The sequence below is a fragment of the Gluconacetobacter azotocaptans genome (genome assembly GCF_014174355.1).
Taxonomy (GTDB): Bacteria; Pseudomonadota; Alphaproteobacteria; order Acetobacterales; family Acetobacteraceae; genus Gluconacetobacter; species Gluconacetobacter azotocaptans.
Genome location: NZ_JABEQF010000003.1, coordinates 328889 through 349806, shown reverse-complemented (window position 1 = coordinate 349806; position 20918 = coordinate 328889). Strand labels below are relative to the sequence as shown.

General features: G+C 63.1%; 19 protein-coding genes. 15 read left to right on the top strand and 4 right to left on the bottom strand.

Annotated features, from left to right (window positions below; translation table 11 throughout):
• The first annotated feature begins 48 nt into the window (after positions 1 to 48).
• The 3 genes from fliM (at position 49) to HLH34_RS05615 (ending at position 3174) form a co-directional block, all read left to right on the top strand.
• Complete coding sequence (gene fliM / locus HLH34_RS05625) at positions 49 to 1209, top strand: flagellar motor switch protein FliM (protein ID WP_183118598.1); 1161 nt, start codon at positions 49 to 51, stop codon at positions 1207 to 1209.
• A 58-nt stretch (positions 1210 to 1267) separates the two neighbouring features.
• Positions 1268 to 1945, top strand: a complete 678-nt coding sequence (locus HLH34_RS05620; RefSeq protein ID WP_183118597.1) for a DUF6468 domain-containing protein — start codon at positions 1268 to 1270, stop codon at positions 1943 to 1945.
• Positions 1946 to 2205: 260 nt separating this feature from the next.
• Entirely contained in the window at positions 2206 to 3174 is a 969-nt protein-coding gene (locus tag HLH34_RS05615) for a flagellin (protein WP_183118596.1), read from the top strand.
• Between the two features lie 233 nt (positions 3175 to 3407).
• Here the strand turns inward: HLH34_RS05615 and flgC are convergent, their stop codons facing one another.
• Both flgC and HLH34_RS05605 read right to left on the bottom strand, forming a co-directional pair.
• The gene (gene flgC / locus HLH34_RS05610) at positions 3408 to 3815 is read right to left on the bottom strand and encodes a flagellar basal body rod protein FlgC (protein WP_183118595.1); all 408 of its coding nucleotides are present in this window, start codon (positions 3813 to 3815) and stop codon (positions 3408 to 3410) included.
• A gap of 15 nt (positions 3816 to 3830) precedes the next feature.
• A complete protein-coding gene (locus tag HLH34_RS05605) occupies positions 3831 to 4247 on the bottom strand; it encodes a flagellar basal body rod protein FlgB (RefSeq protein ID WP_183118594.1) in 417 nt (138 codons plus the stop codon).
• A 359-nt stretch (positions 4248 to 4606) separates the two neighbouring features.
• Here HLH34_RS05605 and HLH34_RS05600 point away from each other — a divergent pair, with 359 nt between their 5' ends.
• Both HLH34_RS05600 and HLH34_RS05595 read left to right on the top strand, forming a co-directional pair.
• Positions 4607 to 6133, top strand: coding sequence for a tetratricopeptide repeat protein (locus tag HLH34_RS05600; RefSeq protein ID WP_244959669.1), 1527 nt, complete (start codon positions 4607 to 4609; stop codon positions 6131 to 6133).
• A gap of 117 nt (positions 6134 to 6250) precedes the next feature.
• Positions 6251 to 7747 carry a tetratricopeptide repeat protein gene (locus HLH34_RS05595; protein WP_264784492.1) on the top strand — a complete coding sequence of 499 codons (1497 nt, stop codon included), beginning with the start codon at positions 6251 to 6253 and terminating at the stop codon, positions 7745 to 7747.
• Positions 7748 to 7802: 55 nt separating this feature from the next.
• On the opposite strand, the gene HLH34_RS05590 is transcribed toward HLH34_RS05595, so the two are convergent.
• Positions 7803 to 8666: a transglycosylase SLT domain-containing protein gene (locus tag HLH34_RS05590; RefSeq protein ID WP_183118591.1), complete on the bottom strand. Its 864-nt coding sequence runs from the start codon at positions 8664 to 8666 to the stop codon at positions 7803 to 7805.
• A 679-nt stretch (positions 8667 to 9345) separates the two neighbouring features.
• Here HLH34_RS05590 and HLH34_RS05585 point away from each other — a divergent pair.
• From HLH34_RS05585 to HLH34_RS05575, 3 genes are read left to right on the top strand one after another with little or no spacing between them, the layout of a single operon-like run.
• Positions 9346 to 10404, top strand: coding sequence for a flagellar basal body P-ring protein FlgI (locus HLH34_RS05585; protein ID WP_240161475.1), 1059 nt, complete (start codon positions 9346 to 9348; stop codon positions 10402 to 10404).
• 8 nt (positions 10405 to 10412) lie between these two features.
• On the top strand, positions 10413 to 10739 hold the full coding sequence (locus HLH34_RS05580; protein ID WP_183118589.1) for a rod-binding protein: 327 nt from the start codon (positions 10413 to 10415) through the stop codon (positions 10737 to 10739).
• Complete coding sequence (locus HLH34_RS05575) at positions 10736 to 11182, top strand: hypothetical protein (RefSeq protein ID WP_183118588.1); 447 nt, start codon at positions 10736 to 10738, stop codon at positions 11180 to 11182. The genes HLH34_RS05580 and HLH34_RS05575 overlap by 4 nt, the downstream gene beginning before the upstream one ends.
• Positions 11183 to 11254: 72 nt before the next feature.
• Here the strand turns inward: HLH34_RS05575 and HLH34_RS05570 are convergent, their stop codons facing one another.
• Positions 11255 to 11959 (bottom strand): response regulator transcription factor, encoded by a 705-nt coding sequence (locus HLH34_RS05570; protein ID WP_240161476.1) that lies wholly within the window; start codon positions 11957 to 11959, stop codon positions 11255 to 11257.
• 587 nt (positions 11960 to 12546) lie between these two features.
• Here HLH34_RS05570 and flhA point away from each other — a divergent pair.
• From flhA to HLH34_RS05535, 7 genes are all read left to right on the top strand, one after another.
• Entirely contained in the window at positions 12547 to 14580 is a 2034-nt protein-coding gene (gene flhA / locus HLH34_RS05565; RefSeq protein WP_183118683.1) for a flagellar biosynthesis protein FlhA, read from the top strand.
• A 479-nt stretch (positions 14581 to 15059) separates the two neighbouring features.
• Positions 15060 to 16556 carry a methyl-accepting chemotaxis protein gene (locus tag HLH34_RS05560; RefSeq protein WP_183118586.1) on the top strand — a complete coding sequence of 499 codons (1497 nt, stop codon included), beginning with the start codon at positions 15060 to 15062 and terminating at the stop codon, positions 16554 to 16556.
• Positions 16556 to 16900, top strand: a complete 345-nt coding sequence (locus HLH34_RS05555; protein ID WP_240161477.1) for an STAS domain-containing protein — start codon at positions 16556 to 16558, stop codon at positions 16898 to 16900. Before HLH34_RS05560 ends, HLH34_RS05555 begins: the two co-directional genes overlap by 1 nt.
• 2 nt (positions 16901 to 16902) lie before the next feature.
• Complete coding sequence (locus HLH34_RS05550; RefSeq protein ID WP_183118584.1) at positions 16903 to 17286, top strand: response regulator; 384 nt, start codon at positions 16903 to 16905, stop codon at positions 17284 to 17286.
• 30 nt (positions 17287 to 17316) lie between these two features.
• Entirely contained in the window at positions 17317 to 19572 is a 2256-nt protein-coding gene (locus tag HLH34_RS05545) for a chemotaxis protein CheA (protein WP_244959667.1), read from the top strand.
• Positions 19573 to 19615: 43 nt separating this feature from the next.
• The gene (locus HLH34_RS05540; protein ID WP_183118582.1) at positions 19616 to 20077 is read left to right on the top strand and encodes a chemotaxis protein CheW; all 462 of its coding nucleotides are present in this window, start codon (positions 19616 to 19618) and stop codon (positions 20075 to 20077) included.
• Positions 20074 to 20916 carry a CheR family methyltransferase gene (locus HLH34_RS05535; protein WP_183118581.1) on the top strand — a complete coding sequence of 281 codons (843 nt, stop codon included), beginning with the start codon at positions 20074 to 20076 and terminating at the stop codon, positions 20914 to 20916. Before HLH34_RS05540 ends, HLH34_RS05535 begins: the two co-directional genes overlap by 4 nt.
• Positions 20917 to 20918: the final 2 nt, after the last annotated feature.

The window sequence follows — 20918 nt, the reverse complement described above, 5'->3', positions numbered from 1 at the left end:
TGGAACACCGAACAAGGCACGCAGTTGGGAACCGGGGCGGCAGACGACATGCAGGATGAGAACGACACGACGGAAGGCGCCGAACACCACGAGGCGGCCGCCGAGGCGCAGCATGAGGCGACCAGCGCCCACGCCGCGCAGAAAGAGGCCCCGGAGTCGATGGGAAGCAACGTGCTGGGCGGCCATGTGCTGGACCAGTCCGAGATCGACAGTCTTCTTGGGCACAGTTTCGCCGGTTTTCCCGTCCGGGAAGAAAGCGGCATGGAACGGGTCATCAAGGCCGGTTTCGTCGCGTACGAACGCCTGCCCATGCTCGAGATCGTGTTCGACCGGCTTGTCAGGATCCTGTCGTCCACGCTCCGCAGTTTCACGAACGACAATGTCGAAATCACGATCGAGAGCATCCGGTCGATGCGCTTCGGCGACTACATGAATGCCGTGCCGTCATCATCCCTGTTCGCGGTCTTCAAGGCCGTGCAATGGGAGAATTACGGCCTCGTCGTGGTCGATTCCTCGCTGTCCTATTCGGTCATCGACACCCTGATGGGCGGCCTGCGCGGATCCGGCCACGCAGGTGTTGCGGGACGCCCGCACACCGCCATCGAGAGGTCGCTGATCGAGAAGCTCATCACACTGACGCTCAATGATCTTTCGATCGCCTTCAGCCCCGTTTCCACCATTTCCCTTGCATTCGAGAGGCTTGAGATCAGCGCGCGCTTTGCCGCGATCGCACGCGCCTCGAATGCGGTGGTGACGGCCAAGCTTCACATCGATATGGAGGACCGGAACGGCAATCTGGACCTCGTTATTCCCTATGCGACGCTTGAGCCCGTCCGCGACCAGTTGTCCCAGCAGTTCATGGGCGAAAGGTTCGGCCGCGATTCGATATGGGAGGATCATCTGGTTTCCGAGATTCTGGAAACCGACGTGCAGGTTTCCGCGGTGTTCGAGGAAAAGACCGTTGCCCTTTCCGAGCTTCTGGGCCTTCAGCCCGGCATGCGGATCACCTTTCCCCACCAGCGTGGAACGCCGATCCATGTCAGGCTTCAGAGCGGCCAGACCCCGCTGTTCGAGGGGCGACTCGGCAAACTGCATGGCAAGGCGGCCGTAAAGATCGAGCGGCGGCTGGTTCCGTCCGACAGCCAGCACCACAACGATGCGCACGCTCCCACCCCGCCCTCATCCGGCAGGCCCGAGAGCAAGGCCTGATCATTCCATTATCAGCCCGCAGCCGCGCAGCCGGACCAGACTGGAGACCATTGAGCAGATGCTGACACAGATCCAGATGATCATTGAGGTCATGCTGTCGTTCTTCCTGCTTTTGGGAATAATCTACAGCTTCTACCTCGGCCGGGTCCTGTCGAACCTGAAGCGGGACCGTTCCAGCCTTCTCGCTTTCGTCGAGAAACTGGAAAGCAGCGTACAAAGTGCCGAGGACTCCGTCGAGAAGCTGCGCATCGCCGGCGAGGTCAGCGGACGCCCGCTGAGCAGGATGATCGAGGAGGCCAAGATGGCGATGACGGAACTCGACGGCCTGGCGGGCAAGGCCGATGCCTCGGCCGATCGTCTCCAGGCGCTGGTCACCCAGGCCATCACCCGGGAGAGCCAGCTTAAAAATCTGATCGAGAAAGCCGAGAACGTCAGGGATCCGGGTCCCCATGCGGAGTCACCGCACACCCCGTCACACGTGAAAGCCGAGCCCGCCGACACGACCGCGCGCGCACCAGACCCATCCGATTCCGTCACCGGTTCTCAGGTCGACACGAATAGTGTGGCGATCGACACGGAAAAAGATGGGGCCGGCGCGTCCGTGCACCGCCTGAAGCCGGATACCCCCGCCAAGGAGGCGGCAATCGCGGACAGCGTCACCATTTCCGCGCCCAGCTCCATTACCCGCAGCCGGTCATACAAGAAGACGCTCAAAAAAAAGCTGTTTGCGGACTGATCCGGACCTGAAACGGCCTGGTGCCGATCCACGGGGATCATGATCCCGGGATTGCAGACGGCAATAGAACCATCTTGGTCCGCGCGCGCGGTGCGCGGGCGGAAAGGGCGGATCAGATCGCCGGCACGGCGTCTTCCGGCATTTTTTCTCGATGAAAATCCAAAAAAAGCCCCTCGCCTTACCTTCTCTTAGCCATTTACCGCTCTACTGAGCCTTGCACTGGCTTACCCGCTGGTCTGACTCGATATGGAGCAAACACCGTGTCTCTTTCCGTTAATACCAACCTCTCGGCGATGGTCGCCCTCGAGACCCTGAACGCGACTCAGACCCAGCTGAGCCAGACGGAAAACGCCGTCTCCACCGGCAAGAAGGTCTCGACCGCCGCCGACAACGCGGCCGCCTTCGGCATCTCGCAGCAGATGCAGGGCAACGTCTCCGGCCAGGGCGCCGTGAATGACGGCCTGTCCTTCGCGTCCCAGGTGGTCAGCTCCACGAATACCGCCGCCAGCAAGATCATTACTCTGCTGAACAGCGTCCAGGCGGCCGTTACCTCGGTGGGCGGCAACACGGGCGACCAGAACTCCCTCAACCAGATCAGCCAGCAGATCAACGGCTATCTCCAGCAGATCGACACTATCGCCCAGACCGCGACGACCAACGGCGTGAATCTGCTGGCCGGCACCACTGACAGCAGCGCAATCCAGTCGAACAACCTGTACTATGTGACGGGCCTGCAGGGCAATTTTGCAACCGTCAGTGGTTTCAACAGCACCATCAACGGCGACATGAGTGGCGCGACGGTCACGGGCACGACGGGCGCGTCCTTGACGGATGCACTGGGCCTGACATCCGGCCAGGCGGCCTCTGCCACCACGGTGACCTCGAACGTGTTTCTGGATGGAAGCGGCGGCATCGGCGCCGGCTTCTCCGCCGCTGCGAGCACCGGCGACGTCAGCACGATGATCGCCCAGGTGCAGAAGGCCATTGTTGCGATGACGAACGTCACGTCGCAACTCGGCTCCGCCACGAACCTTCTCTCCAGCATGGCCTCGTACGGCCAAAGCGTCTCGGACAACCTGACCGCCGGCATCGGCGCGCTGACGGACGCCGACATGTCGGCCGAGAGCGCGCAGCTGACCTCGCTGCAGACCAAGCAGTCGCTGGCGATCAAGTCGCTGACGATCGCGAACGGCCAGTCCCAGAACATCCTCTCGCTGTTCCAGGGCTAATCGTCTCCGCGCTCACAGCACGGAAAAATGTGCCTCCGACTTCGGTCGGGGGCATTTTTTTGTCGAGGAGGCCACGGATGGCGACCGCCCGCGTCTGCTGCTGCATATTTTGGGGTTTGGCTGCGCGTGGCGTACAGGACGACGCGGGACCACCTCGCCGAAAATAGTCCGTCGTTACCGAATGTGCCGCGCGCGCCCGTGCCACGCGGTAAAAGAAAAGCGCACGCTCTCGCTTACTTCATCAGGTTGATGGTACGTGTCAGCATGGAGCGGGTGATCTGCATGGTGTTGAGATTGGCCTCGTATGAGTGCTGGGCCTCATGCGTGTCCATGATCTCGACCATCGAGTTCACGTTCGGCATCTTGACATAGCCTTGGGCGTCCGCGGCCGGATGTGACGGGTCGTACCGCGTTTCGAACGGTGTCTGATCCTGCCCGATCTCTTTGACCTTCACGCTGGAAGCGCCGGATTCCTGATCCAGGGCCTCCTTGAACGTGATCGTTTTCCGCCGATAGGGATTCGCGCCGGGGGTCGTGCCCGTAGTGTCCTTGTTGGCTAGATTCTCCGCCGCGACCCGCAGCCGTTGCGCTTGCACACGCATCCCATCGGCGGAGACACCCATGGTGCTCGAGAAATCCATATCTTACTCCCGCCTCTAGGAATTTCCGCCGAGGGCGGTCGAGAACATTGACATGTAGCGGCTATATACGGTTGTCGCCAGACGCTGCTGGTCGTTGGTGTCAGCGACCTTCTCAAGCTGGTCTTCAAGCGAGACTTCGTTCCCGTCGGGCGACTGAGCGCCGCCGATCCGATCCGCCCGGACGCCTCCCCCCTGCCCCGACATATGGCCCGGTTCGGTCTGCGCAAGCGTCATGGTCATCTGCGTCTGCAGGACGCCGTGGAATGGCGAAACATCCTTCGCTACATAACCGGGCGTATTCGCATTGGCGACATTGCCGGCGAGCACGGACTCACGGGATTCGAGCCATTTCAACCGACGCTCGGCCAGCCCGAGCAGATCCGTCCCGCTTTGCGCTGACGCCGCCTGCGAGGATGATAATGCTTCGAGCATGTGACGCCCGTTTCCTTCCGCTTCTTCCTGCGCCATTCCACGGCATAGGCACGACGTCCGGCCACACCGAACGACGTTCGATTAACCCGATAACCATAATTTTCTCGAGGGTGCAACGCCGGTTGCACATTCCGACCCGTCCGCCAGCACAGCGGCCGGCACCTCCCGTCGCCACGCGCGATGGATGGACGCATCGGCGGCAACCGATTAGTCTTGAAGCATCTCATGCACACTGAAAGCGCGGGTACCGATCTGTAACGGACGCGGGCCGCCGGCAGGCCGCGCGACATAAAACCATTGGAATGAATATGCAGAAAGCAGAAACGGCGTCTCCATGCGAAAATGAGGCAAGCCAGCTCATGAACATCGCGCTTTGGAAAGATACCGTGCTGCGGTCCCCGACCCCGGAAAATCTCGTTCAGCTCTGCAGCACCCTGTTCTCGACAGGACAGGAGCTTGCAGCCGTCCGCCTGGCGCTTGAGGTCGTGTCCAGCCATCCGGACGATCTGCCCCTGACCACGGCGGCAGCAGGCGTGATCTCGAAGCACACGGCCCGGCACGACATCGTGGCGACGCTTCTGCGGAGCGTTCTGCTTCGTGTGCCGCATATTGTTTCGATGCAGGCTTTCCTTGCCTATACCCTTATCGCAGGCGACGATCTCACTGGAGGAATCGCGCTGTTCTCCGAGATGATGGCCCGGCACCCCGGGGAACGCACCAGCCTGTGCGAATATATCTCGACGTCGCTTCTCAACGCGGGATACCCCCTCGAGGCATTGGAAATCCTTGACCTCTGGCTCAAGGATGGAGAAATAACCGTCTGGCTCCTAAATAATATGGGATGTGCGCTCGTGCGCCTTGGCCGTTCGGCCGAGGCGCTCCCCTGGTACGAAAGGGCGCTGACGATGGCGCCGGATAACCCGGAAATCGCCTTCAGTTACGCGCTTACGCTGCTCAAGGCGGGAAAATTTCGGGACGGATTCGCGCGCTACGTCGACCGCGCCCCCATGACCAATGGCCAGGTAGGCTGGTTCATGTCGTTGCCGCGCCTGCGCCATGGCGACGACGTGGCCGGAAGGAAAATCATCCTCTATCAGGAGCAGGGTCTGGGAGACACGATCCAGTTCATCCGCTCGGTTCCCTATCTGCTGGAGCAGGGGGCGGAGGTGACGATCGCTGTCCCTGCGGGCCTGGTGCGCCTGCTGGCGCAGTCTTTTCCGGACGTATCCGTCAGGTCGATCGCGGAATTAGGCCAGGAGGACGGCTACAGCTATGCCGCCCCCATTCCGGACCTGCCTTTTATCGCCGGCGTGATGTCCGAAAGCGATATCCCCGCGCGCATTCCCTATCTCCGGGCCGATGCGGACGACATCGCGCGATTTGCCGCCATGCTGCCGGCCCGCCGGCCCCGGATCGGCCTGGTGTGGGCCGGGGATCGGCGCGTGAAGTCCGAGCATGTCGCCGCCGACAAACGCCGGTCCACGACGCTGGCCGAGATGGGCGCGGCCCTGTGCCCTGTCGACGCCACGCTGGTGAACCTCCAGTTCGGCCCCCCGCGCGCCGAGATCGAGGCGTGGCAGGGCCAGCCCCTGTTCGACCCGATGGGCGATGTCCGGGACATGGCCGACACCGCCGCCCTCATGGAAAGCCTTGACCTGATTATCTCCGTCGATACCTCGCCAGTTCATCTTGCCGGCGCGATCGGTCGTCCGGTGTGGCTGGTCAACCGCTGGGATGCCTGCTGGCGGTGGGGAGACGAAGGCGACAGCTCGCCATGGTACCCGGCCACGCGCGTGTTCCGCGCACGCGAGAAGAGCTTCGGCCCTGTCCTGCGCGAGGTCGGTGAAGCCCTGCATAAGTGGGTGGAAACCTGGAAGGCGGGTTGATCCAGCCTGCCGACAGGATGGGCGTTGCCCTGGACGCAAACCGTCGAAAAGTCATTCATAATGCAGATTGATACCTAAATGCAGAAAACAGGAACGGTGCCGCCAGGGAAAGACGCAGTGCTGCGGTCCCCGACCCCGGAAAATCTCGTTCAGCTCTGCAGCACCCTGTTCTCGACAGGACAGGACCTTGAGGCCCTCCGCCTGGCACTTGAAGTCGTGTCCAGCCATCCGGACGATCTGCCCCTGACCACGGCGGCAGCAGGCGTGATCTCGAAGCACACGGCCCGACACGACGTCGTGGCGACGCTTCTGCGGAGCGTTCTGCTTCGCGAACCACATGATATTCGGGCACAGTCCTTCCTTGCCTATACCCTTATCGCAGGTGGCGATCTCGCCGGAGGGATCGCGCTGTTCTCCGAGATGATGGCCCGGCACCCCGGGGAACGCACCAGCCTGTGCGAATATATCTCGGTGTCGCTTCTCAATGCGGGATATCCCCTCGAAGCGTTGCAGGTTCTTTTCCACTGGGTCACGGACGGGGAAGTGACTGCCGCGCTTCTGAACAACATGGGGTGCGCACTCGAGCGTCTCGGCCGCTCCGCCGAGGCGCTCCCCTGGTACGAAAGGGCGCTGACGATGGCGCCGGATAACCAAGCCATCGCCTTCGGGTACGCGCTTACTCTGCTCAAGGCGGGGAATTTTCGGGACGGATTCGCGCGCTACGTCGATCGCCCCCCGAGGACTGACCATGAGTGGTGGTTCCTGTCATTGCCGCGCCTGCGCCATGGCGACGACGTGGCCGGAAAGAAAATCATCCTCTATCAGGAGCAGGGTCTGGGAGACACGATCCAGTTCATCCGCTCGGTTCCCTATCTGCTGGAGCAGGGGGCGGAGGTGACGATCGCCGTCCCTGCGGGCCTGGTGCGCCTGCTGGCGCAGTCTTTTCCAGACGTATCCGTCAGGTCGATCGCGGAATTCGGCCGGGAGGACGGCTACAGCTATGCCGCCCCCATTCCGGACCTGCCTTTTATCGCCGGCGTGATGTCCGAAAGCGATATCCCTGCGCACATTCCCTATCTCCGGGCCGATGCGGACGACATCGCGCGATTTGCCGCCATGCTGCCGGCCCGCCGGCCCCGGATCGGCCTGGTGTGGGCCGGAGGCCGGCGCGTGATGTCCGAGGATGTCGCCGCCGACAAACGCCGGTCCACGACGCCAGCCGAGATGGGCGCGGCCCTGTGCCCTGTCGACGCCACGCTGGTGAACCTCCAGTTCGGCCCCCCGCGCGCCGAGATCGAGGCATGGCGGGGCCAGCCCCTGTTCGACCCGATGGGCGATATCCGGGACATGGCCGACACCGCCGCCATCATGGGAAGCCTCGATCTGATTATTTCCGTCGATACCTCGCTGGTTCATCTTGCCGGTGCAATCGGTCGTCCGGTGTGGCTTGTCAGCCGGTGGGATGCCTGCTGGCGGTGGGGCGACGAAGGGGACAGCTCGCCGTGGTATCCGACCATGCGCGTGTTCCGCGCACGCGAGAAGAGCTTCGCCCCCGTCCTGCGCGAGGTCGGTGAAGCCCTGCACAAATGGGTGGAGACATGGCAGGCCGACTGATCAGGCCTGCCGCCGCCTTTCCGGCGGGGCCTGCAAGGATGCCGGGGGCTTCCCGTCAGTACATCGGCCGCTGCGATCCGGCCAGCGCCACGGGCGCCGAGCGGTAGGATGCCAGCGTTCGCCCCCGCACGCCGCTCGTTACGGCCTTGTGCGTGGGGGCTTCGGCAAAATGCCTGTCGCCTTCATAGGGATGAAACACCCGTGCCGGCCCTGCGGCCGGTTTTCCGTCTTCCCCCGGCGCGGCCGCTACCATGACGGGCGTATGCCGTGCCGTGAGGGGGGCGACCGGATGCGGGAAGATTTGCGCCACGGCGGAGGGCGCCGTCTGCCCGCCCTTGCGCGGGAACGGCCGCGCACCTCGTCCATCCTGCGGAACGGCCCATTCTTCCAGCACCTTCCACTGATAGGACGGGCCCAGGCCGGGCGTCTGTGAATGATAGGCCGCCGCCGCCCGTGGCCAGCTTCCTGTCTTGTCGTGCATCTGGAGCAGGAAGGTCCCAGCGTAAAGCGCATTGCGGACAGGATCGAAAGCCTGCTCGAGTGACGGAAAGGCATCCGGGTGCTGTTGCAGGTTGACCTGCATGCAGCCGACGTCGATCGACGTGATCCCCTCCTGGCGAAACATCCGGACGGCAGCCATGGCTTCCTCACGGGTCGCGTAGTGATATCCGGCACCGGCCGCATTGACGGTCCATGGCCACGCCGAAATGACGCCGTCCGGCTCCAGCTTCCCACTTTCCACCCGGCTCATGGCGGCGAGGAACCCGTCGGGGATGCGCAGCGCCCGTTCAGCCTGCGCCGTCGCTGCCAGACACAGCGCGGCCTCCGGCGTCCGGCCCGCAGCCGCGGGCACATGAGGGAACAGAATGGCGGCAACAAGCGCCAGGCAGAGCGGACGGCGGATGGGGAAGACAGGCATGACGGGTCAGTCGGCCGATGATGGCCCGAGGCCCCCGGCGAGACCCGACGACCCGATTATCATGCCGGCGACAGGGGCCTGGCCGGGACAGCCGTTGAGATCATGCATGATCAGGTCATTATCCCGAAACTGTCCTTCCCGGCCATAGGCCGCAGCCCGCGAAGCCCACCCGGCGAATGGCCATCGCGGCGGATCATGACCAGGACGGACCCGATGTCCGTACCGGCCGCGCCGCACCGCTTATAGAGAACGAAACGAAATGAACAAGGACGTATAGTCTGTTCGGCTTCTTGCGCAAAGTCCGTCACCCTCGCGATTTCCCGCATTCATGACCGGGCATAGGACGGCGTGACCGCTGCCTGGACGCCATCTTTGTGCCGCGGGCACGAGCTTCCGAAGGCCGGCGTTACAGTCATGAGGCATTGAATGTCATGCCCGGCGGGCGTATTCTGCGGTGACGCTGTGGTATGTTCTCCGGAAGCCATTGGCTGGAATGCAAAGGTGACCGGTTCTATGAGGAATCGCCTTGAGGCGACCATTGAATGTGACGACCATGCCTGCCTGTAGCCGTGACAAGGGGTGCACTTCGCCGCACCGCCGGGAAGGAAAGAGGGCAGGTCTGTCGCGGTGGGTCCCCTCATTGATCGCGGCGGTCCTGGTCTGCGCCGGACTCTTCCCGATGACGGCAGCCCATGGCGCTTCGGTCCGAATCAAGGATATCGTCGATTACGAAGGCGTACGTGAAAACCAGCTTGTCGGATATGGCCTCGTTGTCGGTCTGCGCGGTACCGGCGACCGCCTGACCAACACGATCTTCACCCGCGAGACGCTGATCGGCATGCTGAACCGCCTTGGCGTGAACATCCGCGATCGTGAGATACAGCTTCAGACGCACGACGTGGCCGCGGTGATGGTCACCGCCACCCTTCCCCCGTTCTCGCACGGTGGCGGGCGCATCGATGTCACGGTGTCCGCCGTTGGCGACGCACGCGACCTGACGGGCGGAACCCTGCTTGTGACCCCTCTCCAGGCCGCCGATGGCGAGGTCTATGCCGTTGCCCAGGGGTCCCTGGTGACGAACGCTTTCACCGCCACCGGCGCGGCCGCCAGCGTTACGCGGAATATTCCGACCAGCGGCCATATCGCAAACGGCGGGGTGGTCGAGCGCGAAGTCCCTGTGGTGCTCGGAGCGGGTGGGATCATCCACCTTTCCCTGTTCAACCCCAATTTCACGACGGCGACACGCATCGCCAATGCCATCAACCGGCATATCGGCGGCGGCATGGCGCGGGTCGACGATCCTCGTACTATCTTCGTCGATCTCTCGGGTCGGGATATCGCACAGACACTCTATCGTATCGGTGACCTCATGATCGAGCCGGACACGATGGCCAAGGTGATTGTCGACGAGGCCAGCGGCACGATCGTCATGGGCGACAACGTGCGCATGACCACCGTCGCCATCGCCCAGGGGAACCTGACGATCCAGATCACGGAATTGCCGCAGGTCGTCCAGCCGGGCCCGTTCTCCAACGGAACGACCGCCGTGGCGCCACGCACGCAGATCAATGCAAGCACGGATAGCGAGCATCGTCTTGGGATATTGCGTGAGGGCCCGACCCTGGCCAGCCTGGTCGCGGGCATGAACGCCCTGGGGATGGGACCACGAGACATGATCGGCATCCTGCAGGCCATCAAGGCCGATGGCGCCTTGCAGGCCGATCTTGAGGTGAGGTAGCCAGAATCATGAGTGTAGGAAGCATCACAGGCGCCCTGTCATCCGTAGGCCAGCACCTGTCGTCCGCGCAGTCCGATACGGGCACCAGCGTGGTGGAGAAGGCGCGCAAGGCGGCCGTCGAGTTCGAGGGGATGACAATCGGCGAGCTTCTTCAGCCGATGTTCGACACCGCCGACACCTCGGAGGGCATGTTCGGGGGGGGCGCGGCCGAGCAGCAGTTCCGTTCGCTTCAGGTTCTGGAGATGGGCAAGCAGATCGCCAATAATGGCGGCATCGGTCTGTCCGACAGCATTTATCGCCAGATGCTGGCCATGCAGGAGAAAGCGCAGTCATGACGCGCGCGCGCGACAGATCGAAAGCCCGGCTCCTGCGCTGCTTTCAGGATGTCTGCGCCGTCCTTGAGCGCGAGAACGACTTCCTGACCGCCGGAAAACTGAAGGACGTGGCGGCCATGCTGCCGGAGAAGCAGAAGGAGATGACGGCGCTGGAAGAGGCGTTGTCCGCTCATGCTGGCAGCCCCCCTGGCGACGGGTCCTTGTCGCCCGAGCAGCAGCAGGCCCTGATCCCCCCCGACATGGCAGAGGCGGCAAAACTGTTCGGCGCTCTGGTGCGGACCAATCGCAAGCTCCTGAAAAACGCCATCGACGCACAGAACGCCGTCATCCGGCTTATTGTGGTGGATGCCGCTCAGGAATCATGTGCCGGCTACGCCCCTTCCGGTCGCTACGCGGTGGATTCCACCTCGGGAGGGGCGCTGACCTTGCGCAGCGACGTCTGACGGATACGGACAGGCGTGGATTGAATACCGCCTGCCTGACTGACTATCCGCGTCCGGAATGATCTCGCGGCGCTACACGATGTCCAGTGCGTCGGAAGGGACCATGATATTGATGCCCGGCGTCATCGGAATACTGGATTCCCTCGACACCTGCCCGATAATTCCGTCGATACCGTTCATCCTGGCCCCCACCGGGGCGAAGGCATCCTCGTTGAGGCGGTAGCCGATTCCCCATAGCGTCGTGAACGGCTCGTCAATGCCAATACTGCGCATCTTCTTCCTTACCTGGCAGATCATGACGTCAATGACCTTGCCGTGCGGTTCGCTCTGCCCGGCATAGAGATTGTCGAGAAGAGCCTCCTTGCTCAGCACCTGGTTCTTTCGCAGCGCCAGCAGTTCGACAATGTCGTATTCCCGCCGGGTCAGCGGAATCAGCTTCCCGTCGATATGGGCCTGCCGCCTGTCGACATGCACCGTCAGCCGTCCGATATGCAGGCTCAGGCTGTCATGTCCGCTGGCCCGCCGGACGATGGCGCGCAGGCGGGCCAGCAATTCCGTGGGATCGACCGACGCCGGCACGCAGTCGTCGGCGCCGACCGACAGAACCTCGGCAACACCCGCGGGGGTGATGTTCCGGGCGATGATCATGACGGGTGTCGAAAGGCGACTGTTGCGGATGTGGCGCAATAGCCGCACATCCGGCGACATCTGCTGGACAACCGCGATGTCGTACTGCGCGCGGCGCAACGTTTCCACAACCCCTTCGGGGCCCGACATCGTTATCGACACGGCTCCCTCGATCGCGGCTTTTGACAGGCCGGCGCAGGGCCGTCCATCGCCTGGGATCGAACTGTCACCGATGCATAATACCTGCATATTCACTTCCGTCATAAGTGCTGACAGCCATACACGCGCGGGGACATGGGGCCGTGACCACGCCGGGTTTGTCAGATGGTATTCTGGGTGGATAGAGCGGCTGCTGGCAAGGCTGCCATTTCACGATGCGACGCTGTTCTGCGTCGATCGCGGTTCATGACCGCTCTTTTCCGGCCTTGCTCAACACTCACGATAACGGTTACTTTCTCCCCTCTGGAAACATGGCCTCCATGCCCAGGTGACATATGGCCGGGCAGGTCGGCTTCCATGACAGACTGCGCCGGAAACACCTCGTTGCAAAGATGCGCAAAAGGGAAATCTAGTCCTTGAGTACTGCCGATGGCACTTCGGTCAAGAAACCGGTCGGCGGTACGCTGTCTGACAGAACCGCCGCGGCGCGACATAAGATTTCGTCCGCCTCGCGCAATCTGACACGTTCGGCCGAAACGCTGCGCAATGGCGGATGGCGCGACGTGCCCTGGCGGTCCATGATCCCCGGCACGGACATCGGCCTTGCGCTTGGCGTGGTCCTTCTGCTGTCCATCCTCATTCTTCCGCTGCCGACGCTGGTCCTGGACATGGGCCTGGCGCTGTCGCTCACGTCGTCGGTGCTGGTGCTCATGGTGGCGCTGTTCCTTGAGCGCCCGCTTGATTTCACGTCGTTTCCCACCCTGCTGCTGCTGACGACCCTGCTGCGCCTGTCGCTCGAAATCGCGACGACGCGCCTCATCCTCAGCCATGGCAGCGAGGGCGCCTATGCCGCGGGCCACGTGGTGGCCGCCTTCGGCGGGTTCCTGATGGGCGGCGACGTCGTCATCGGCGGGATCGTGTTCTGCATCCTGCTGGTCGTGAACTTCATGGTCATCACGAAGGGGTCGGGGCGCATCGCCGAAGTGGCGGCACGCTTCTTCCTCGACGCCATGCCCGGCAAGCAGATGGCCATCGATGCCGACCTGTCGTCAGGGGCGATCAACGAACGTACGGCGCGTGAAAAACGCAAGGAACTGGAAGCCGAAAGCACCTTTTACGGCGCGATGGACGGCGCGGCCAAGTTCGTGCGCGGCGACGCCGTGGCCGGTATCATCATCACGGCGATCAACATTGTCGGCGGGCTGCTGATCGGTGTCCTGCGACACGGCATGCCCGTGAGCGAGGCCGTCAACACCTTCACCATGCTGACGGTCGGCGACGGGCTGGTCTCGCAGATCCCCGCTCTTCTGGTTTCGACCGCCTCCGGTATCGTCGTCACCAAAGGCGGAACGGACGGATCGGCGGACGTGGCGCTTGTCCGCCAGCTGGGCGGCAATACCAAGCCGCTGGCCCTGGCCGCAGCACTTTCGGCCATCTTCGCCCTGATGCCCGGTCTTCCCGCCTTCCCGTTTCTGGCCATCGCAGTCTCGGCCGGCGCCGGCGCGTGGCTGCGCCACAAATCCCCGGTCAGGGACGCGGACGGAGACGTCACCGAAACATCGGCGCAGCCGACAGTGGCGCCCATTTCCGAGATGCTGAAGCTGGATCTGCTGCGTCTGGAGTTGGGCTTCGGCCTTCTGCCCCTGACGAGCGGCGAAAATCCGCAGCTTACCGAGCAGATCAAGGCGCTGCGCAGGACGATCGCCTCCGAGATGGGGTTCGTCACCCCCCCGGTGAGGATACAGGACAACATCCATCTTCCGTCGGACAGGTACGTCATCAAGCTCAAGGAGATCGAGATCGGCTCGGGCGATGTGAAGCCGGCGAAGCTGATGGCCATGAGCCCCTCGGGCGGCGCACCGGCCCTGCCGGGCGACAAGGCCACGGAGCCCGCATTCGGCCTTCCCGCCGTATGGATCGACCCGTCGCTCAAGGCCAAGGCCGTTGCGATGCAATGCACCGTGGTGGACCCGCCCAGCGTCATCGTCACGCATCTCAGCGAGACGGTCAGGCAGAACCTTCCGGACCTGCTGACATACGTCGCCACCCAGTCCCTTCTGGATGACCTGCCGCGTGAACAGCAGAAGCTTGTCAATGACCTGATTCCGTCGCAGGTTCCGGTCAGCACGGTCCAGCGTGTCCTGCAATCGCTGCTGGCCGAGCGTGTCTCGATACGCGACCTTCCGACCATCCTGGAGAGCATTCAGGAAGGGTGCAGCCTCGGCCTGCGCGGCGTGCAGGCCCTGACCGGCCATGTGCGGATTCGCCTGTCCCGGCAGATATGCAACGCCCTGGTCGGCCAGGCCGGATACATCCCGATGATTACGCTGTCGCCGGAATGGGAGGGGGAGTTCATAGCGCATATGACCGGACCGGCAGACGACCGGCGCCTGGCCATGCCCCCCTCGGTGCTGAACGCATTCGTGGGCAAGCTCCGCGACACCTTCAACGCGGTCTCCACGGGCGGAGAGGTGCCTGTCATCGTCGTTTCGACGCCGGTACGCGACCCCATGCGTTCCATCGTGGAGCGCGTGCGCCCATCGGTTTCCGTTCTTTCGCAGTCCGAGATCTATCCGCGTTCCCGCATCAAAACGGTCGCGACAATTTCCTGAGTGCGGGACCGCAGCCAGCAGAAGCGCGATAGAATACGCAGGCCAGCCCTGTTCGCGAAGCGGGACGCCGGGAAACCGTCTCGAAAAGGGGGCGGTCATGCAGAACATTCGACGGCAAATGATCCGGATCAAGGACAACGGCCCCGCGCGGCGAGAACAGTATCGCCGCGTTGTGTCGTCGGCAGTCTATTGCTGAAAACATGTATTCTTGATGAACAAGGGAATTCGGTCACGGGCCAGGCATTGACGCATGGCTACCCGTTCGGACATAGAGATGATTGCCTGGTTCATGACCTGATGGGACTGCCCCGCAGCATCCGAATTGTCCTGGATGCGGCAAGGCGTTCCCTCTCTTCCGTGGACGACGGGAGGGGGCGTGAAACGGCCGTCGGTGCCGGACGTGCCATCCGAAGAGGGGATTGGTGCGCGGGTAGCTCCATGCGCGGCGTCCCGAAAAATATGAAGGAAGTTGCAGCGGCATGTTGAAGTGGCTGAACAAGGACGCCCCGCTCCGCGTCAAGATCAGGGTCGTGATGCTGTGTCTGGAAGCGTATCTTATGCTCCAGATCATTATCGAGGCGGTCGGATATTTCATCAGCGAGCCGGTCGAGCATATGTTCATCATGAACATGGCTGCCCTCGGGTTTGGCGAACTGGTCGTGTTCGCCATCTGGGGCCTGCTGACGCTGGTGGTGACCACGCCGCTTGAAACCCTTGTCGATATCGGCGAGCGACTGGGACGCGGTGAAGTCCGGGGCGATGTTCCGTTCCTCGACAACAAGGACGGTACGGGACGCCTGGCCCGCGTGATGGTCGAGTTCACGCGCAGCGTGCGGGAGCAGGCCGAGGCCAAGACGCGCCAGGAGGCGATGAGCGCCGAGATCAGGGACGCCCTTGCAAACAGCCGTGAACGTGACAACCAGACGCATGAAGTCATCGACGCCCTGGGCTCGGCGCTGGCGGAAATGGCCAAGGGCGACCTGCGGATCCGGATCAAGGCGAGCATCTTCGATAAAGAGTTCGCGCCGCTGCGTGATGCGTTCAATCACTCGGCGTCGCGCCTGAGCGAGGCGCTGCGCGCCGTCGCCAGCAATTCCGACCTGATCGCCACCGGCGCCAGCGAGATTTCGACCGCATCCGACGATCTTGCGAAGCGGACCGAGAAGCAGGCCGCGAACCTGGGCCAGACGGCCGCGGCCGTCCGTACTATCGCCGATGGCGTGCAGCGCACCGCCAAGACATGCACGGCCGCCAGTACCGAAACGAAGGATGCCCTGGAAAAGGTCAAGTCGGCCACCGGCGTCATGGTCCTGACGACGCAGGCGATGGACGGGATCAAGAAATCGTCCGACGCCATTGGCGAGATCATTTCGGTCATCGACGGCATTGCTTTCCAGACCAATGTCCTGGCCCTGAACGCGGCTGTCGAGGCGGCACGCGCAGGTGACGCGGGGCGCGGCTTCGCGGTGGTGGCCCAGGAGGTTCGCTCTCTTGCCGAGCAGTCGGCAAAGTCTGCCAGCGAGATCAAGCGCCTGATTTCCGTTTCCGCCGATCAGGTCGGCAAGGGCGTCGACCTGGTGCAGCAGACCGGCACCTACCTGACCGAATTCGCCGGAAGCACGCAGAACATCTCGATCCGTGTCGAGGAAATTTCGGTCTCCGCGCAGGATCAGGCGCAACGCCTGTCCGAGATCACGGCGTCGATCGGCGACATGGACCAGGTGACGCAGCAGAATGCCGCCATGGTCGAGCAGACGACGGCCGCCAGCCACAACCTGACCGCCGAAACCAAGACGCTGGCGCAGACCCTCAGCCGGTTCAAGATCAACAATGGCCGGGACAGCGCCGCAGTCAGCGAGGCCCTTTCGGCCTTCTCGCCCCCGCGGCCGGTCGAGAAGGCCAACCGTGCCCCCGCCCCCATGCTGAGCAGCCCGCTTCCGACAACATCGCCCGACCAGGGATGGGAGGAGTTTTGATGGCGTCCAGTTCTCTGCTGAGAGAGCACGGGACGTCGTCATCCTCCAAGGTGGATGCCACCCCTTCCGATCCTGCGGTCTGCCTGACACTGCCCGAGCGCCTGGATACCTCCGCCGCCTTCGCTCTCAAGGAGATGATTGCCAAGGGGCGGAAACAGGCCGGGGCCGGTAAGGTCCATCTCGATGCATCGGGTGTCACCTATATCGGCGGCCTGTGTCTGCAGATTCTCATCGCAAGCGGATGCCCTTTCGTCGCTCCGTCAGAGCAGATCAGGGAAGCTTATGTCCTCTTCGGGGCCAGCGAGTTTCTGTCGGAACTGCCCATGCCTCCCAAGGAGCAATGAATATGGTGGGAAAACAGGCCATACGTGTCCTGACGGTTGATGATTCTCGGACCATGCAGGGCATGCTGCGCAAGGCCTTGGAGGGTGGCGGATACGACGTCATCCAGGGCGAGGATGGGGTGGCGGGGCTGGAAGTGCTGCAGGCCGCAAACCCGCCGCCCAACGCGATCATCACCGATATCAACATGCCGCGCATGGACGGCTTCGGGCTGATCGAGGCTGTCCGCAAGATGGATCAGTTCCGGCATATCCCGATCATCGTCCTGACGACGGAGAGCGGCCCCGAGAAGAAGGCCCGCGCGCGCGAGGCGGGCGCCACGGGGTGGATCGTGAAGCCGTTCAGCACCGACAGTCTTGTTGCGGCGATCCGCCGGGTTACCGCCTGAACGGGAGGAGCACTCAGAATGAGTGGTGACATGGGCGACATCCTCCTGGTCTTCTTCCAGGAGTGCGACGAGCAGCTTCAGGAACTCGAGCGCGGGCTGTCGGCGCTGTCGGACGGCGAGTCCGAGCAGGAAACCATCAACGCCGTCTTTCGTGCCGTGCATTCCATCAAGGGCGGCGCGGCGTCGTTCGGCCTCGAAAACCTCGTGCGTTTCGCACATGTGTTCGAGAGCTCGCTCGACGGTGTGCGATCGGGTCGTGTTGCGCCCACGCAGGACGTCGTCAAGATTTTCCTCAAGGCGATGGACGTACTCAGCGACCTGGTGGTCGAGGCGCGCGACGGCGGCCCGTCGGTGGATCCGGGACGCATCGCCGAGAGCCAGATCGAACTTGAGTCCATCATCGGGGGCAACGCGGAGGCGCATAAGACCGACGACGTCGTCCCCTCGGATTTCGTTCCGATTCCCATGGATTTCGTGCCCGTCCCCATGGATTTCGAGCCGGTGCCGGTGGATTTCGGGCTGGATTTCGGATTCGACCCCGCCCCCGTTCAGGCCCCTGCGCCGCTGATCGTCACGTTTTGCCCGCATGACGCCATGTACGCGCGCGGGGATGACGCCAGGAACATCCTGATCGGCCTTACAGACGCGGCGGTGGCCGTCGAGGGCGGCGAGATCACGGTGACCTGTGACGCGTCGGCTCTTCCGCCCTTCGACGCGCTGGAGCCCGACCGGTCCTATCTGTCGTGGCGCGCCGTTCTTCCCGCAGAAGTGTTGGAGGACACCGTCCAATCGGTGTTCGACTGGGGCGGCGATGTCTGCGACTTCACGATTTCCCGCGAAGGCGACCCGGCGTCGGAAGGCGGCGAGGCAATAGCTGCCACGGATGCGCAGCCGTCGGGCGAGACCCCGCTGGATGTCGCGCCGCCGGAACCGGCTGTCCCTGCTCTTGCGGAGACATCTTCCGCTGTCACGGCGGCGCAGGCCACCCCTGCCGTATCCCGCCCCGACGCCATTCAGCCCGCGGCTGTCGCGAGCGGCGCGAATGGAGCGAATGTCCGGCGGACCGAACAGGCCACGATCCGTGTCGATCTCCCCCGGATCGACAATCTGATGGATCTCGTCGGCGAGCTGGTCATCGCCCAGGCGGCGCTTGAATCCCAGTGTCGCCGGAACAATGCTTCGATGCCGCGCGAACTGGGGGAGTGCATCGCCAGCATGCAGTCCCTGACACGCGACATTCAGGATGCCGTCATGGCGGTCCGGGCCCAGCCGGTACGCAGCGTGTTCCAGCGCATGCAGCGCGTGGTGCGCGAGGCCTGCTCCATGACCGGGAAGGACGTCGTCCTGACGCTTGAGGGGGAGGATACGGAAGTCGACCGGACGCTGGTCGAAAAGCTGTCCGACCCGCTGACCCACATGCTGCGCAATGCGATCGACCACGGTATCGAGAAGGTGGAGGATCGCCTTGCGGCCGGCAAGCCGGCGATCGGCCATATCCTTCTTTCCGCCAGCCACCGATCGGGGCACATCCTGATCACGATCAAGGACGACGGGGGCGGCATCAATCGCGAGCGTGTCCTTGCGACGGCCATCAAGCGCGGCATCATCGCGCCGGACGCGGTCCTGACCGACGACGAGATCAACAATCTCATCTTCGCACCCGGCTTCTCGACAGCCGATACGATATCGAATCTTTCCGGCCGTGGGGTGGGGATGGATGTCGTCAAGCAGGCGATCCTCAGCCTGGGCGGCCGGATCACCATCCAGAGCGTGCCGGGCAACGGAACCGTGTTCTGCCTCAGCCTGCCGCTGACGCTGGCCGTTCTCGACGGCATGCTGATCGTTGCCGGCGGCGCCACGATGGTCATTCCGGTTTCGTCCGTGGTCGAGACCATGATCATCAAGCCGCAGGACACGTATGTCCTGCCGGACGGAAAGAAAATGGTTTCGATCCGCGGCGACTGCATACCGCTGGTGCCGCTGGGATCGGAATTGGGCCTGTCGGCTGCGGTGTCCGACGAACCCCGGGACGGCGCCGTCATGCTGATCGTCGAGAACGAATCAGGCGCACGGGCGGGCCTTGTCGTGGACGAAATCCGTGATCAGGCGCATGTCGTCATCAAGAGCATGGAGAAGAACTACCGGCGGATACCCGGCGTGTCGGCGGCGACCATTCTGGGCGATGGCAGCGTTTCCCTGATCCTGGACGCCCCCGCGCTGATCGCCTCTGCCGTCGGGCGCATCAATACCAAATTATCAGACGCCCGCGCAGTGCTGGCGGCGTAATAAGCAACATCAGAGCGATCAGCATTTGAGTGGGAAGCCGGACATGACGGAAGAAGAAAAGGCCGCGGAGTCCAAAGCGGTGAAGATGATCGTGTTCGCCGTGGGCGACCAGGAATATTGCATACCAATCCTCAGCGTCCGTGAAATTCGGGGATTTGAAAAAACGACCGTCCTGCCTTTCGCCCCGCCTTATGTATGCGGCGCCATCAATCTGCGCGGCATCATCCTGACGCTGATTGACCTGGCGATTTATCTCAATGTGCCGCCGCAGCTCGATAACCCGCGCCGCGTCGTGGTGATTGTCGAATCGACACAGGGCATCATGTGCGGGCTTCTGGTCGATCGTGTCATCGACATGGCCGACATCCAGGGCAGTGACATCCAGTCGGTGTCCGACGACTGCAGCAGTCTTAGCGGACTTGTCATGATCGGCAACCGGATGATCGGCGTCCTTCGACTGGAATCCGTCGTCAACCAGCTTGTCGAAGGTGTTGCGTCTGAATGAACACCATGCGGCCGGCCGGTGAGCCTGACTATACGGACGCCGATTTTCAGCGCGTGCGACGTATAGCGCAGGAGGAAGCCGGCATATATTTCCCGGACACGAAGCGCACGCTTGTGTATTCGCGCGTTTCCCGCAGGGTACGCGAGGCCGGCCACGCCTCGTTCCAAAGGTATCTCGATTTCGTGCAGGCGCCTGGCGGCCGGAACGAGATGGAAAAGCTCATCTGCGCCCTGACGACGAACGTGACGAGCTTTTTCCGGGAAAAGACCCATTTCACGCATCTGGAAGAGGTCGTTGTGCCGCGTCTCGCCGCGCAGGTCCGCGCCGGGGGGCGAGGAAGGCTGTGGTCGGCCGCCTGTTCGACGGGCCAGGAGCCGTGGAGCATCGCCATGTCTGTCCTGTCGGCCTTTCCGGACGCGCACGGGCATGACGTGCGCGTTCTGGCGACGGACATAAACTCCGACGTTGTCTCGCAGGCCGCGGCCGGCATCTACCCGAGGGCGGAAGCCGAGGCCATTTCGGCCGAGAAGCAATCCCGGTTCATGGAACCCTATGGCGACGACGCGCTGCGCTTCACGGGCGGCATTCGCAGCCTTCCGGCGTTCCGTGTTCTCAACCTCAATGCCGACTGGCCGATGAAGGGTACGTTCGCCGCCATCTTCTGCCGCAACGTCGTCATCTACTTCGACGAGGCCACGCGCGAACGTCTGTGGTGTCGCCTGGCCGAGCGGCTTGAACCTGGCGGTTTCCTCTATGTCGGTCACTCCGAGAGGGTGGCGTCCAAAAATCAGTGCGGCCTGGAGCAGGTCGCTCCGACCATCTACAGGAAGGAACCCTGAAC